A 14,404-nucleotide genomic window follows, 5' to 3' on the forward strand; every position below is an offset into this window, starting at 1 on the left:
CGCCTATACCGACAGATACTGCGTCCTGACCGCCTCGTTGGCCTTCAGCTCGTCCATGCTCCCCGTGAACCGGATCATGCCTTTTTCGATGATCGCGGCTCGGTCGGCGACAGTCCCGGCAAAGTGCAGGTTCTGCTCCGAGATCAGCACTGAGAGCCCCTCGGCTTTCAACGCCAGAATCGTTTTGGCCATCTCCTCGACGATCACCGGCGCCAGCCCCTCGGACGGCTCGTCGAGCAGGACCAGGCTCGGATTGCCCATCAGCGTGCGCGCGATCGTCAGCATCTGCTGCTCGCCGCCCGACATCGCCCCGCCCGGCCGGTCGCGCATTCGCCCGAGATTAGGAAAGAGAGCAAACAGCCGCTCGGGCGTCCAGTGCGGTGCGCCCGCACGTGGCGGGCGCTGGCCGACGGACAGGTTCTCCATCACCGAGAGCTCGGAAAACACCCGCCGGTCCTCCGGCACATAGCCGATGCCGAGCCGCGCGATCTCGAAGGGCTCGCGTCCCTGCAGGCTTTTGCCCTCGAATGTTACCGTCCCGGCAGATGGCGGCACGAGGCCCATGATCGCCTTCATCGTCGTCGATTTGCCGGCGCCGTTGCGGCCCATCAGCGCCAGAACCTGCCCGCGATCCATCGAGAAGCCGAGGCCCTGGAGGATATGGGCGCGACCGTAATAGGCATCGAGCCCGGAGATTTCGAGCATCGCGCCCATCTCAATGCCCGCCGGAGGTCGCGCCGGACCCCAGATAGACGGCCCGCACATTGGGGTCGTGTCGAACCTCGTCGGACGTGCCATGGGCAATCAGCCGGCCGCGATCGAGTACGATGACGCTGTCGGAATGGGTGAAGACGACGTCCATGTCGTGCTCGGTGAACAGCACCGCGATCCCCTTGGCCGCTGCGATGTCGGCCGTCAGCGCCATCAGTTCGATGCGCTCGCGCGGCGCCATGCCGGCGGTCGGCTCATCCATCAGCAGGAGCCTGGGCTGGTTGGCGAGCGCGACCGCAAGCTCGACACGCTTCAGATCGCCATAGGCCAGCACGCCGCAGGCGCGCTCGGCCTGCTCGACCATGCCGACCTGCACGAGCAACGCGTTGGCGGCTTCCCTGTGCTTGTCGCGCGCACGTCCGAACGGGCTGAAGATTTCGCCTGCGTGCGAGATCAGCGCAATCTGGATGTTCTCGCGCACCGTCATCGAGGTGAAGGTCGCGGTGATCTGGAAGGTCCGGCCGACGCCCATGCGCCAGACTGCACGCGGCTTCATGCCGGTGATCGCCCGCCCCGCCAGCACGACCTCGCCGCCATCGGGCCGGAGCTGACCGTTGAGCATATTGAAGCAGGTGGTCTTGCCTGCGCCATTGGGCCCGATCAAGGCCAGCATCGTGCCGGCCTGGACCGAGAAGGACACGCCGTCGACGGCGCGCACGCCGCCGAAGGATTTTTGCAGATCGCGCACCACGAGCACGGGAGAAGAGGTTTCGACCGCGGCGGCGACCTGGGACTGCGACATCGCCGCGCTCATCGGCCGGTCTCCGTTGCGAGACCAGAGGGGACGACAGGTTCCCGGCGCACCGACCAGCGCTCGCGCAGCATCTGCGTCGTGCCGACCAGCCCGCGGGGGAACAGGATAACCAGCAGCACGATCGACAGCCCCAGCCCGAAACGCCAGTACATCGTCGCCTTCATCAATTGTTCGCTCAGCCCCGCATAGGCGAAGGCGCCGACGATGGGGCCAGACACGGTCTGGACACCGCCGAGCAGCACCATCAGCAGCGCATCGACCGAGCGCGGGATTGCCATATAGGTCGGGAACACCGAGCCCTTGAAGAAGGCGAAGAGCGCGCCCGCGATCCCCGCCGCGAAGGCCGCTACCGCAAACGCGATCCACTGGATCCGCATCACGTCGATGCCGATCGCCTCCGAGCGCAGCGGATTGTCGCGCGCAGCGCGCAACGCGTAGCCCAGCGGCGAGAAAATCGTCAGCCGCAGCGCCAGGATCGAGACCGCGCAGATCACCAGCGTCAGATAATAGAAGCTGAACTTCGATGCTGCCCAGGCCGAGGGCCAGACGCCGAGAATTCCGTTGTCGCCGCCCGTGAGCTCGACCCACTGGAAAGCCGTCGCCCAGGCGATCTGCGCGAAGGCGAGCGTCAGCATGGCGAGATAGACACCAGACAGCCGCACGCAGAACCAGCCGAAGACGACGCCGGCAATGCCCGCCAGGAACGGCGCGAAGATCAGCGCCGGCTCCATCGGCGCGCCGAGCCATTTGACGGCAAGCGCCGCGCCATAGGCGCCAAGCCCGAAATAGGCGGCGTGGCCGAAGGAGGCCATGCCGCCCGGCCCCATCATAAAGTGCAAAGACGCCGCGAACAGCGCGAAGATCACGAGCTCCGTCAGCGTCAGCAGGATGTGGTCGGGCGCGACCAGTGGAGCCAGCGCCAGCAGGGCGAGGCCGATTATCCCGGCGAGCTTCGTCGCATTGTCGGCCGGCAGCAGCAGAGGCTCGGCCGGGCCATGGCCGCGCGCATGCCCGACCGGAGCCTTGCCCATCAGCCCATAGGGCTTCACGACCAGCACCACCGCCATCACCAGGAACACCAGCACCAGCGTGATCTTGGGAAAAATCAGAATGCCGAAGGCATGCAGGATGCCGATCAGCACCGCGGCGAGATAGGCCCCCGTGACGCTGCCGAGCCCGCCGACGACCACGACCACGAAGGCCTCGGAGATCATCGACAGGTCCATGTGCAGGTTGACCGCCTCGCGCGGCAGCTGGAGCGCGCCGCCCAGACCCGCCAGCACAGAGCCGAAGAAGAAGACCGAGGTGAACAGCATCCGCTGGTTGACGCCGAGCGCGCCGACCATTTCACGGTCCTGCGTCGCAGCCCGCACCAGCACGCCCCAGCGCGTCTTCTGAAACAACAGCCACAGGGCCAGAAGCACGGCGGGACCGACCGCGATCAGAAAGAGTTCATATGTCGGGAAGCGGTTGCCGAAGACGATCACGAAGCTCTTGAAGCCGGGCGCACGCGGCCCGAGCTTGTCTTCCGCCCCCCAGATCGCCAGCGTCAGATCCTGCAGCATCAGCACGACGCCGAAGGTGGCGAGAAGCTGGAACAGCTCCGGCGCCTGATAGATCCGGCGCAGGACCGTGACCTCGATCAGGATGCCGATAAGGCCGACCATCACCGCCGCCAGCGCGACGCCGCCCCAGAATCCCACTGCCTCGGCAGGGCCGAAACGCGTGACCAGAGTCCACGCGATATAGGCGCCCAGCATATACAGCGAGCCATGCGCGAAGTTCACGATCCGCGTCACGCCGAAGATGATCGACAGGCCCGACGCCACCAGGAACAGCGACGAGGCCGAGGCCAGGCCGTTGAGCGTCTGGGTGAGAATGAGATCGATCATTCAGGCAATTCCCGAGTCGGAACTGCGCCGTCATCCCGGGCGCAGCGCAGCGGAGACCCGGGATCCATTCCGGAACGGTTCAGGCATGGATCCCGGATCTGCGCCGCTTCGCGGCTTGTCCGGGATGACAGCGGGGTCAGGTGAAGGCGTGAGCCATCACCCCGCGGGGCGCAGCGTCTTCACTTCGGCATCGCTGGGCAGATATTTCGCCCCGTCGGCGTAGCGCCAGTCGACCATTACGCCCTTCCCGTCTTTCACAGCGGTCTTGCCGACATAAGCGCCGAGGGTCGACTGGTGGTCGATGGCGCGGTACTCGGCCGAGCCGAAGGCGGAAGGGAACTTCAGGCCTTTGAACGCATCGACGAGCTTTTCCGTTTCCGTCGAACCCGCTTTGACAAGACCGGCCGCGATCGAGTTCATCGTGTCGAATCCGACGACCGAGCCGAGCCGCGGGTAGTCGTTGTATTTCGCCATATAGGCGTCGCGGAACTTCACGTGCTCGGGCGTCTTGATCTCGGCTTGCGGATAGCCGGTGACGATCCAGCCGACGGGAGCCTCGGCGCCGAGCGGATCGAGATATTCCGGCTCGCCGGTCAGCATCGAGACGACAGCCCTGCCCTCGAACAGTCCGCGCGTATTGCCCTGGCGCACGAAATTCGAGAGGTCGGCGCCGAAGGTGACGTTGAAGATCGCATCGGGCTTGGCGGCTTCGAGCGCCTGCACCGTCGCGCCCGCATCGATGCGTCCCAACGCCGGAAATTGCTCGGCGACGAATTCCACGTCGGGCTTGGCCTTCTTGAGCAGTTCCTTGAACCACTTCACGCCGGACTGGCCGTATTCGTAGTTCGGCGCAACGAGCGCCCATTTCTTCGCCGGAAGCTTGGCGGCCTCCTCGACCAGCATCGCCGCCTGCATGTAGGTCGAGGGCCGCAGACGGAAGGTGTAGCGGTTGCCCTTGGCCCAGACCACGGCGTCGGAGAGCGGCTCCGAGGCGACATAGAGCTTCTTGTTCTGCAAAGCGAAATCGGCGATCGCCAGGCCGACATTGGATAGGAAGCCGCCGGAGAGCAGGTCGACCTTCTCGGCGTTGATCAGGTCGCCGGCATGGCGCACCGCATCCTCGGGCTTGCCGCCATCGTCCCGGAAAACCGTCTCGATCTTGCGTCCGAGCGCGCCTCCCGCCGCATTGATCTGCTCGAGCGCCAATTCCCAACCCTGGCGATAGGGCTTCAGGAAGGCGGGCTGGGCGGTATAGCTGTTGATCTCGCCGACTTTGATCGGGCCCGCGCCCTGCGCCCGCACCAGTGAGGGCGCGCCGATCAGGGTAGCGCCGGCGGAAACACCGGCAAGAAAACTCCGACGGTCGATCGTCATCGCCATTCCCCTTGTCTGGCCTGTCGCGAAATGCTCCAGGGCGCCTCGACCTGTGTCGCACGCCGGAGAGGTTCGGTCAGCCGGCAAATTCATTTGTATACCTATGAACTTGAAGAGCCCCAAAATGCTTGTCAACGCCTAAGAATCGGCAAGCGCTGCCCAAGCCGCAGGCGCATTCCGGACCAACGCTCCAGCGCCGTTGCGTACCTTTCCATCGCAACCATCTGCGCACTTCGCCTACGAAACGCGACGGCCTGCGGCAAATCAATCAGGCAAGCCTCGCGCAAGCATGAGAGAGCACCTGCAACATGCTCACACGAAAGGCACACCGACCCTTTATTAACGTTTGCGAGTAAGATTGCCCAAATATTAGACGTATTTATGGGGTCTGAGGCCCTTGGCTCAGGCGCTCAGCGCAAGCCCCACCAGGAAGATCACCAATTTATTAATCTGACATGCATCGTAAGCATAACGGAACTGATGAGACGCCTCTGTTTCAGGCACGCCGGCTCCCATATATGCAGTGCACAACGAATTCATCGCTGTCGGGGTTTAAGCCCTCGAAATCACTCAGGAAACTTCACCATGTTCGTCACCATGATTGCTGCCAAGATCCGCTCTTACCTTCGCTATCGTGAGACCGTCCGCGAGCTGTCGCGTCTGACCGATCGCGAGCTGGATGATCTGGGCCTGTCGCGCTCGGAAATCCCCTTCGTCGCGCGTACGCACGCCATCGTCTGAGCCTCTCGGCTTCAAATAGTAGTTCTCCCGGGTTCGTGTCCTCCCCTCGAACCTGGTCGAAGAGCGAATGCCCGCTTTCGAGCGGGCATTTTGCGTTTTGGGCTTGCATGATACCGAACGGCGAAACCGTCAGGCCATATCATGCAAAGACGATCATTCTCTTGACGTTGGACCCGCCGGCGGACACATCGCAGGCATGGAACCCATTCATATCATCGGCGGCGGTCTCGCGGGCTCCGAAGCCGCCTGGCAGGCAGCACAGGCCGGCGTGCCGGTCGTCCTGCACGAGATGCGGCCCGTCCGCAAAACCGAGGCGCACCAGACGGACGGCCTGGCCGAGCTGGTCTGCTCCAACTCCTTCCGCTCCGACGATTCGCTCAGCAACGCTGTCGGCCAGCTCCACTGGGAGATGCGTCGGCTCGATTCGCTGATCATCGCGAAGGGCGACGCCCATCAGGTGCCGGCCGGCGGCGCGCTCGCCGTCGATCGAGACGGGTTTTCGCAAGGCGTCACGGCAGCTCTCGAATCGCATCCGCTGATTACGATCGACAGGGCCGAGATCGCCGGGCTTCCGCCAGAACTGTGGGACAACGTCATCATCGCGACAGGCCCTCTCACTTCGCCCGCGCTGGCGCAGGGCATCCAGTCCCTGACCGGCGAGGATTCGCTCGCCTTCTTCGACGCGATAGCGCCGATCGTGCATTTCGATTCTGTCGACATGGAGCAGGCCTGGTTCCAGTCACGCTACGACAAGGTCGGGCCCGGCGGCACAGGGGCCGATTACATCAACTGCCCGCTCGACCGCGATCAGTACGAGGCCTTCATCGACGCGCTGCTGGCAGCCGAGAAGACCGAGTTCAAGGAATGGGAGGGCACGCCCTATTTCGACGGCTGCCTGCCGATCGAGGTCATGGCGGAACGCGGCCGCGAAACCCTGCGCTGGGGGCCGATGAAGCCGGTCGGCCTGACCAACAAGCACAACCCGACCGTCAAGGCCTATGCCGTGGTGCAGCTCAGGCAGGACAATGCGCTCGGCACCCTGTTCAACATGACCGGCTTCCAGACCAAGCTGAAATATGGCGAGCAAGCCGCGATCTTCCGGATGATTCCGGGCCTCCAGAATGCCGAATTCGCGCGGCTCGGCGGTATCCACCGCAACACATATCTGAACTCGCCAAAACTGCTCGACGAGCGACTGCGCCTGAAGGCCGATCCGCGCCTGCGCTTCGCCGGCCAGATCACCGGCTGCGAGGGCTATGTCGAAAGCGCCGCGATCGGCCTGCTGGCGGGCCGCATGGCGGCGGCCGAGCGACTAGGCCGGCCACTCGACCTGCCGCCCGCGACGACGGCGTTGGGCGCGTTGGTCAACCACATCACCGGCGGCCACATCGTCACCATCGACGAGGGTCCGCGCTCGTTCCAGCCGATGAACATCAATTTCGGCCTGTTCCCGCATATCGAGGGCCAGGCGACGCATGGTCCCGACGGCAAGAAGCTGAAAGGTCCGGCCAAGAGCGTCGCCCGCAAGCACGCGCTGACGGCCCGCGCGAAGGTCGAGATGGAGACATGGGCCGAAGGCGTCACGGCGCAGGCAGCGGAGTAACCCCGCCCGTCATTCCGGGGCTTCGCGCAGCGAAGAGCCCGGAACCCACAAGCTCGAACGGGTACAAAACAGGCGCCCACCGCAACGGATTCTCGGGTCAGGGCGGTGGCTATGGGTTCCGGGCTCAGGCCTTCGGCCTGTCCCGGAATGACGACGAAGAACTACCCTGCGACCTTCGCCGCCCGCCAAACCGCCCATTGCCGCTGCCAAGCCGGCATCGTGATGATCGTGCGGTAGGGATCGTAGCCGCCGCGCTCCATGCGCTTGAGGTAAGGCTCGACCAGCGCCGACGGCAGGAAGGCAGGTGCCACGGCCGAGGGCACGGTCTCGCGCAGATCGCGCAGTTTTTTCAGATGCTTGCGCGCGATCTCACGCAGCTCCTTCAGAGAATAGAGCACGCCCGGTCCGCCACGCCCGCTGACGATGTCGTCGCGCGTGACGCCGTTGCGCGAGAGGATATCCGCGGGCAGATAGACCTGCCCCGCCGCCGCGTGCCACGGAAAGGCGCGCATCAGTCCGCACAGCGCATAGGCCACGCCGGCATGGCCGCAGGCCGCCGCACCACCAGGATCACGGCCATTGGCCAACACGATCGAGGCAAGCCGGATCAGCGCGCTCGACGTCTCGCCGGCATAGCCTTCGAGATCGCGCAGCGACGGCATCGGATCGTCATAGAGATCGAAAATGCGCGCCTCGATCAGCCCGGTCAGCGGTGCGATCGGCAGGCGGTAGCGCGCGACCGCATCGAGCAGGGCGGCCGCGACGGGATGCGACTGCGCCTGCCCCTTCTCCTCGCCCTCGAGCAGGTCGCGCCACCACTGCATACGCACCTCACCGGGCAGCGGCTCGCTGACGGCCGAGCGTACGCGGGCGATCTCGTGGCTGAAGGCATAGAGCGCAAACAAGGCCGGCCGCTGCGATTCGGGCGCATACAACGCCGCGATATAGCGGTCATGGTCGTGCTCGCGCACCAGCGCGGTGCAATGGGCGTAAGCGTCGGGAAGCGCATGGTGCGCGGTTTGCCGGCGGTCGTCGGTTTGTGTCGTCATCGGCGTCACCCTGCCCGATCAGCACCAGTCGTTCTGCCTCGTTCGATCGCAGTGTAGGACAAGCGCATGGTCCATGGCTACGTCCGCCTGACGTCGGAGGCAGCGTCAATCCACCGCGATCAGCGCCGCCGCCACCCGCCGGTCCTCGCCGACCAGGACATTATAGGTCCGCGCCGCGGGCCCCGTCGCCATGCCTTCGAGCGTGATGCCAGATCCGCGAAAATGCTCGCGCCACGCGGATGGCAGGAAGGCGATGTCGTTTCCGGTGCCGATCAACAGAAAATCGACGCTGTCGGCCTCATCCAGCACGGGCTGAAGGCTTTCCATCGTGATCTCGGTAAAGCGCCCCACCGGCCATTGCCGTATCCCGGCCGGCGTCGCCAGGATCGAGCCCCGATGGCTCATATCCGCGAAGCGAAATCCACCCGCGCCAAACGCATCGAGCTGATAGCGGCCGGGGACGAAACCCTCGAAGCGGGACATGCCCGGCTTCAACCGGCCTTCGGCTTCGCACCCGCCGGCAGCTTCTCCTCGGCGTGGTCGGGCCGACCGGCACGGACGTCGAGATAAAGCAGGACGGGCGTCGAGACGAACATTGCCGAATAGGTGCAGACCACGACGCCAAACAGCATCACCAACGCAAAGCCCTCGATCGCGGTGCCGCCAAAGAAGACCAGCGCGATCAGCGCGAGCACGGTCGTCGTCGAGGTGATCGCGGTGCGCGACAGGGTCGAGTTGACCGAGAGGTCGAGCAGGTCCGGGATCGGCATGGTCTTGTAGCGCCGCAGCAATTCGCGTGTGCGGTCAAACACCACCACCGTCTCGTTCAGCGAATAGCCGACGATGGTCAGAATCGCCGCGATCGAGGTCAGGTTGAATTCGAGCTGGGTGATCAGGAAGAAGCCGACGGTCAGCACGATGTCGTGCAGCGTGCCGAGGATCGCGCCGATCGCGAGCTGCATCTCGAAGCGGAACCAGAGATAGATCAGCACGCCCATCACGGCGAGCACGACGCCCAGCGTACCGGCCTGCACAAGTTCGCCGGACACGCGCGGACCGACCGTCTCGACGCGGCGGAAATCATAGGTCCCGGAGAACGCCTCGCGGGCCTTCACCACGACGCCCTGCTGGGCCGCCTCGCCGCCCGGCTGCAACGCGAAGCGCATCGAAATCTCGCCGCCCGAGCCGAACTCCTGGACCTCGGCCTCGCCGAAGCCGAGCCCATGGGCGGTCGCGCGCACCTGCGCGATGTCCGGCCGGCCGGCCTTGGCCTGCATCTCGATCAGCGTGCCGCCCTTGAAATCGATGCCGAAATTCAGGCCGACGGTCAGGAACAGCGCGATCACCAGCACCGAATAGGCTGCCGAGAACGGATAGCTGAAGCGCCGGAAGCGGACGATCTTGAAGCGGGTGTCGTCGGGAACGATGCGAAGCAGGCGCATGAGCTGATCTCCTTGAGCAGATGGCTTGCGTCAGAACGGCAGGGCTTTGGGCTTGGCCCAGCGATACCACAAGGCAATCAGCATCCGCGTCAGTGTCACGGCCGTGATGACGGTCGTGAGGATGCCGAGGATGAACACGACCGCAAAGCCTCGCACCGGACCCGAACCCAGCGAGAACAACGCCACCGCCGCGATCAGCATGGTGACGTTGGAATCGATAATGGTGGCGAAGGCGCGCTGGAATCCAGCCTCCAGCGCCGAGACGAGGCTCCGGCCCTGATGGGATTCCTCGCGCATGCGCTCATAGATCAGCACGTTGGAATCGACCGCCGTGCCGATGGTCAGCACGATGCCGGCGATGCCGGGCAGCGTCATCGTCGCGCCGAGCACCGACATAAGCCCGAAGATCAGGCAGACATGGACCAGCAGCGCGATCGACGCGATCAGGCCGAACACGCCATAGGTCAGGATCATGTAGATGATCACGAGCACGGTCGCGATCAGCGTCGCCATCTTGCCGGCCTGGATCGAATCGGCGCCGAGGCCGGGGCCGACGGTGCGCTCCTCGACGATGGTCATCTTGGCCGGCAGCGCGCCCGCCCGCAGCAGGATGGCGAGGTTGTTGACCGCCTCGACGGTGAAATTGCCCGAAATCTGGCCCGAGCCGCCCGTGATCGGCGACTGGATGACGGGAGATGAGATCACCTTGTTGTCGAGCACGATCGCCAGCGGACGGCCGAGGTTCTCGGTGGTCGCCTGGCCAAAGCGCTGGGCACCGCGGATATTGAAGCGGAAATTCACGATCGGCTGGCTGGTGCGCGAATCGAAGGCCGGCTGAGCGTCGACCAGATCCTCGCCTTCGACGATCACCCGGCGCTCGACCGGCACGAGCTGTCCGGCGGCATCGTTGGACGGCAGCATGTCGACATCGCCGCTCTGGTTCTCGGCGACCATGCGGAACTGGAGCTTGGCGGTCTGGCCGAGAATATCCTTCAGCCGCTGCGGATCCTGCAGGCCCGGTACCTGCACCAGAATGCGGTCGAGGCCCTGGCGCTGGATGTTCGGCTCCGTCGTGCCGAGCGCATCGACGCGGCGGCGCAGCACCTCCATCGCCTGCTCGACGGCGCGGCGCACCCGCTCGTTTGCACCGGCCTCGGTCAGCGACATCTGCACTAGACCGTCCGGCTGCTCGCTGACGTCGATCGTATTGTTGCCCGAAGGCCCGAAAGCGCCGAGCGTCCCGACCTGCTGGGCCAGTTCGCGCAGCTTCGGCAGGAGCTTCGCCCTGTCGGCGGCCTCTGGCACGCGCACCTGCACACCGCGCGCGGTGAGTCCAATGCCGCCCTGGAAGCTGACGCGCTCGTCGCGCAGAATCCGACGCAGATCGTCGCGCAACTGCGTCACCTGGCTGCGGACGAGGTCCGCTCGGTCGATCTCCAGCAGCACATGCGAGCCGCCCTGCAGATCGAGCCCGAGCACCACCGCCCGCGTCGGAAGCAGGAAGCGCGGGATCCATGACGGTGCGCCGCGCTCGATCGCGGTACGCGTCTCAGGCGAAAGCAGGTTCGGCAGAGCGAGCCCGCAGCCGAAGAACAGCAGGAGGAGAACCGCGATGACCTTGCGGGCCTGGAAACGAAGCATCTTGCGTGAACTGCCTTGTTGTCGCGCGCCGGCCCCTAAGGGGGCCGGACGCCGTTCAGCTCTTGACCGGCTCGCCCTTGGTGCGGACGTCCGTGATCATGCCCTTGACGAATTTGACCTTCACGCCTTCGGCGATCTCGGCCTCGAGTTCGCCGTCGTCGATCACCTTGGTGACCTTGGCGATGATGCCGCCGGCCGTGATCACGGTGTCGCCACGGCGCACGTTCTTGATCATCTCCTGATGCGTCTTCACCCGCTTCTGCTGCGGACGGATGATCAGGAACCACATGATCACGAAAATCAGCACGAACGGGACCAGCGACATCAGGACGTCGGTCGAGCCTCCGGCGCCGAGGCCTTGAGCGAAAGCAGGGGTGATCACGAAAAGGCTCCTTGATGTCGGTGGCGAGAAGGCCACCGCCGCTGGCGCGGCAAACGCATGGTCAGGCCGGAAAATCGCGCGGACTATAGCCAGCGACGCCGTGAAATCAATCGAACGCGCCGGAACGATCAAGCTCGCCCCTCACCTATGGGCTTGCCGCCATTCGCGCAATGGCCTTGCGTTCGCGGAAGCGGCAGGGTTTAGCTGTTCGCGCAACCGTACCGTCGGGTACGGTTGCGGCCTCGTTCCCTGCTTAGGCGTAACCCATGACCGACACCGTCCCAGATCAGACGCTCGCGACCCTTCTGAGAATCGCGAACGCGCTGGAGCGCATCGCGCCGCCCGCGCGCAAGCCGGCAGCGCTGGCGCAGGCCGACGCCTTCGTCTGGCATCCGGCCGCCATCGAGCTGAGCCCGGTCGCCAAGGTGAACCGGGTCGAGCTCTCCTTGCTGCGCGGCGTCGACCGTGTCCGCGACACGCTGGCCGAGAACACCGAGCGCTTCGCCAAGGGCCTGCCGGCCAACAACGTCCTGCTCTGGGGCGCGCGCGGCATGGGCAAGTCGTCGCTGGTCAAGTCGGTCCATGCCGACACCAACCGGCGCCTCGCCGGCCATGTGCTGCCCCTGAAGCTGATCGAGATCCACCGCGAGGACATCGAGAGCCTGCCGGTCCTGATGGGGCTGCTGCGGCCCGATCCGCACCGTGCCATCGTCTTCTGCGACGATCTCTCCTTCGACGGGCAGGACACCTCCTACAAATCGCTGAAGGCGGCGCTCGACGGCGGTGTCGAGGGCAGGCCCGACAACGTCGTGTTCTACGCCACCTCGAATCGCCGCCATTTGCTGCCGCGCGCGATGATGGAGAATGAGCGCTCGACCGCGATCAATCCCGGCGAGGCGGTCGAGGAGAAGGTCTCGCTATCGGACCGCTTCGGCCTCTGGCTCGGCTTCCACAAATGCAGCCAGGACGAATATCTCGCGATGATCGACGGCTATGTCGGCCATTTCGGCCTTGAGATCGCCCCCGACACGCTGCGCCACGAGGCGCTCGAATGGGCGACGACCCGCGGCTCGCGCTCGGGCCGCACCGCCTGGCAGTACATCCAGTATCTCGCCGGACGGCTGGGCAAGCGGCTGGAAGGGTAGCGCTTTTCCCTTCTCCCCCTCGGGGCAGAAGGTGGCACGGCGAAGCCGTGACGGATGAGGGAAGCGCCTTATCCGCAACAAGAAAAGGGCCGCTTTCGCGACCCTTCCCTCATCCGTCTGCTCCGCAGACGCCTTCTCCCCCGCGGGGAGCAGGGTAAAAAACAGCGGGACGGCCTGTCCTGGGACCGTCCCGCTTCTGGTTTTCGATCGGTGGGGGTCTCGCGAGTCCCGATCGAAAGCAAACTCAGTTGTTGAGATAGGGCGTCGGATCCACCGGCGAAGAACCCTTGCGCAGTTCGAAGTGCAACTGCGGCGACTGGACGTTGCCGGTCTGGCCCGACTGGGCCACGACCTGACCGCGCTTGACGGTGTCGCCGCGCTTGACCTTGAGATCGCCGTTATGGGCATAGGCCGAGACGTACCCGTTGGGGTGGCGGATCAGCACGAGGTTTCCATAGCCCTTCAGCTCGTTGCCGGCATAGGCGACGGTGCCGCCCTCGGCCGCCTTGATCGGCGTGCCTTCGGGAACCGCGATGTTGATGCCCTCATTGCCGCCCTTGCCGCTGAAGCCCTGAATGACGCGGCCACGGGCCGGCCAGCGGAAATCGGCCTTGTCGCCAGCGGAGGCTTCTTCCTGCTTGGGAATGCTCGCCGTCGTCTTGGGCTCGGCAACCGGCTCGGATTTGGGCACGGCGCTGACCTGGGTTTCGGCGGGCGCACTGGCGACGACCACCGGCTTGACCTTCTCGGGCGCAGGCTTCTTTGCCTCGGCGACGACAGGCTTGGCTGGCGCGGGAGCTGGCGCCGCGGCAGCGGCCGTCTTCCTGGCCTCCGCCTTGGCCTTGGCTTCAGCGGCGAATTTGGCGCGCGAGTCGCGCATCGCCTGGGCATCGGCGGCAGCCTTGGCCCTGGCGTCGGCAGCAGCGGCGACCTTGGGATCGATCGCGGGAGGTGCCGCGATCCGGGCAGCCGGTGTCGCAACGGCGACAGGAGCGGGGCGCGTGACAGCCGGTCTTGCCAGCACGTTCCGTGGCTCGGCCGGGACCGGAGCGCTGCGGACCATCTCCCTTGGAGCAGGCGCGGCAGCAGGAGCCCGGGCGGCGCTTGCCGTGGCGTTGTAGACCGGGATGATCACGGTCGAGCCCGGCGCGAGCGTCGAGCCCGAGAGCCCGTTCGCCGACATCAGCGCCGAGCGCGGCACGCCGTAGCGTGAGGAAATCACGTCGAGCGTCTCGCCCTGGGCGACGACGACAGGCGTTCCGCCCTGAGCTGACCAGCCAGATGCCGAACCGGCGTTGGGAGCAGATGCGGGAGCGGGAGCCGGAGCACGCATCGCCATGGACGATTGCGGCGGCGGCAGCGGCTGCGACCTAACGGACGCGACCGCAGGGGCCGGAGCCGAATAGCTCGCGGACGGCGCGTCGCCACCGCGGCCGAGCGAGCCGGTCGTCGCCGGGTCGCGGCCGCCGGCCGGAGCCTGCGCGCTCTTGAAGGGGCTTGTGAAAGGGGCGTCGCTGAAACGCATCGTGTCCGAGGAACACGCGCTGACGCTGAGCGCTAGAACACATGCCGTCGACAGGCGAAAGACGACAGTGGAGGTGACCAATCCG

At 65.5% G+C, this 14,404-nt stretch carries 13 protein-coding genes; 3 read left to right on the forward strand and 10 right to left on the reverse strand.

The genetic code is table 11. The annotated features are described in order from the left end of the window. Positions 1-3: 3 nt before the first annotated feature. The 4 genes from AXW83_RS07785 to AXW83_RS07800 all read right to left on the reverse strand — a co-directional run bounded on the left by AXW83_RS07785 (position 4) and on the right by AXW83_RS07800 (position 4,791). A complete protein-coding gene (locus AXW83_RS07785; protein ID WP_066612081.1) occupies positions 4-714 on the reverse strand; it encodes an ABC transporter ATP-binding protein in 711 nt (236 codons plus the stop codon). Between the two features lies 1 nt (position 715). Continuing rightward, a complete protein-coding gene (locus tag AXW83_RS07790) occupies positions 716-1,525 on the reverse strand; it encodes an ABC transporter ATP-binding protein (RefSeq protein WP_236841859.1) in 810 nt (269 codons plus the stop codon). Continuing rightward, positions 1,522-3,414, reverse strand: coding sequence for an ABC transporter permease (locus tag AXW83_RS07795; RefSeq protein ID WP_066620085.1), 1,893 nt, complete (start codon positions 3,412-3,414; stop codon positions 1,522-1,524). Before AXW83_RS07795 ends, AXW83_RS07790 begins: the two co-directional genes overlap by 4 nt. Positions 3,415-3,573: 159 nt before the next feature. Further along, entirely contained in the window at positions 3,574-4,791 is a 1,218-nt protein-coding gene (locus AXW83_RS07800) for an ABC transporter substrate-binding protein (protein ID WP_066620088.1), read from the reverse strand. Between the two features lie 585 nt (positions 4,792-5,376). On the opposite strand from AXW83_RS07800, the gene AXW83_RS26465 reads away from it, so the two are divergent. Next, on the forward strand, positions 5,377-5,532 hold the full coding sequence (locus AXW83_RS26465) for a DUF1127 domain-containing protein (RefSeq protein ID WP_082767008.1): 156 nt from the start codon (positions 5,377-5,379) through the stop codon (positions 5,530-5,532). Between the two features lie 196 nt (positions 5,533-5,728). Next, on the forward strand, positions 5,729-7,135 hold the full coding sequence (trmFO, locus tag AXW83_RS07805) for a methylenetetrahydrofolate--tRNA-(uracil(54)-C(5))-methyltransferase (FADH(2)-oxidizing) TrmFO (RefSeq protein ID WP_066612084.1): 1,407 nt from the start codon (positions 5,729-5,731) through the stop codon (positions 7,133-7,135). A 161-nt stretch (positions 7,136-7,296) separates the two neighbouring features. Here the strand turns inward: trmFO and AXW83_RS07810 are convergent, their stop codons facing one another. The 5 genes from AXW83_RS07810 to yajC form a co-directional block, all read right to left on the reverse strand. Continuing rightward, entirely contained in the window at positions 7,297-8,184 is an 888-nt protein-coding gene (locus AXW83_RS07810) for a phytoene/squalene synthase family protein (protein ID WP_156639869.1), read from the reverse strand. A gap of 105 nt (positions 8,185-8,289) precedes the next feature. Then, positions 8,290-8,667 (reverse strand): Mth938-like domain-containing protein, encoded by a 378-nt coding sequence (locus tag AXW83_RS07815; protein ID WP_066612088.1) that lies wholly within the window; start codon positions 8,665-8,667, stop codon positions 8,290-8,292. An 8-nt stretch (positions 8,668-8,675) separates the two neighbouring features. Beyond that, entirely contained in the window at positions 8,676-9,626 is a 951-nt protein-coding gene (secF, locus tag AXW83_RS07820) for a protein translocase subunit SecF (protein ID WP_066612089.1), read from the reverse strand. A 30-nt stretch (positions 9,627-9,656) separates the two neighbouring features. Then, entirely contained in the window at positions 9,657-11,267 is a 1,611-nt protein-coding gene (gene secD / locus AXW83_RS07825; RefSeq protein ID WP_066612093.1) for a protein translocase subunit SecD, read from the reverse strand. Between the two features lie 55 nt (positions 11,268-11,322). After that, a complete protein-coding gene (gene yajC, locus AXW83_RS07830; protein WP_066620090.1) occupies positions 11,323-11,592 on the reverse strand; it encodes a preprotein translocase subunit YajC in 270 nt (89 codons plus the stop codon). Positions 11,593-11,915: 323 nt separating this feature from the next. Between yajC and AXW83_RS07835 the strand changes: the two genes are divergently transcribed. Beyond that, positions 11,916-12,794 (forward strand): ATP-binding protein, encoded by an 879-nt coding sequence (locus AXW83_RS07835; RefSeq protein WP_066612095.1) that lies wholly within the window; start codon positions 11,916-11,918, stop codon positions 12,792-12,794. Positions 12,795-13,038: 244 nt separating this feature from the next. Here the strand turns inward: AXW83_RS07835 and AXW83_RS07840 are convergent, their stop codons facing one another. After that, positions 13,039-14,319: a LysM peptidoglycan-binding domain-containing M23 family metallopeptidase gene (locus AXW83_RS07840; RefSeq protein ID WP_066612098.1), complete on the reverse strand. Its 1,281-nt coding sequence runs from the start codon at positions 14,317-14,319 to the stop codon at positions 13,039-13,041. Between the last annotated feature and the right edge of the window lie 85 nt (positions 14,320-14,404).

The organism is Bosea sp. PAMC 26642 (genome assembly GCF_001562255.1).
GTDB lineage: Bacteria > Pseudomonadota > Alphaproteobacteria > Rhizobiales > Beijerinckiaceae > Allobosea.

Excerpts from the sequence above, each read along its gene's own strand:
- secF (WP_066612089.1), bottom strand. The coding sequence starts at position 9,626 with ATGCGCCTGCTTCGCATCGTTCCCGACGACACCCGCTTCAAGATCGTC.
- AXW83_RS26465 (WP_082767008.1), top strand. The coding sequence starts at position 5,377 with ATGTTCGTCACCATGATTGCTGCCAAGATCCGCTCTTACCTTCGCTAT.
- AXW83_RS07840 (WP_066612098.1), bottom strand. The coding sequence starts at position 14,319 with ATGCGTTTCAGCGACGCCCCTTTCACAAGCCCCTTCAAGAGCGCGCAG.
- yajC (WP_066620090.1), bottom strand. The coding sequence starts at position 11,592 with ATGTCGCTGGTCCCGTTCGTGCTGATTTTCGTGATCATGTGGTTCCTG.
- AXW83_RS07800 (WP_066620088.1), bottom strand. The coding sequence starts at position 4,791 with ATGACGATCGACCGTCGGAGTTTTCTTGCCGGTGTTTCCGCCGGCGCT.
- AXW83_RS07810 (WP_156639869.1), bottom strand. The coding sequence starts at position 8,184 with ATGACGACACAAACCGACGACCGCCGGCAAACCGCGCACCATGCGCTT.
- trmFO (WP_066612084.1), top strand. The coding sequence starts at position 5,729 with ATGGAACCCATTCATATCATCGGCGGCGGTCTCGCGGGCTCCGAAGCC.
- AXW83_RS07790 (WP_236841859.1), bottom strand. The coding sequence starts at position 1,525 with ATGAGCGCGGCGATGTCGCAGTCCCAGGTCGCCGCCGCGGTCGAAACC.
- AXW83_RS07785 (WP_066612081.1), bottom strand. The coding sequence starts at position 714 with ATGGGCGCGATGCTCGAAATCTCCGGGCTCGATGCCTATTACGGTCGC.
- secD (WP_066612093.1), bottom strand. The coding sequence starts at position 11,267 with ATGCTTCGTTTCCAGGCCCGCAAGGTCATCGCGGTTCTCCTCCTGCTG.
- AXW83_RS07835 (WP_066612095.1), top strand. The coding sequence starts at position 11,916 with ATGACCGACACCGTCCCAGATCAGACGCTCGCGACCCTTCTGAGAATC.
- AXW83_RS07815 (WP_066612088.1), bottom strand. The coding sequence starts at position 8,667 with ATGTCCCGCTTCGAGGGTTTCGTCCCCGGCCGCTATCAGCTCGATGCG.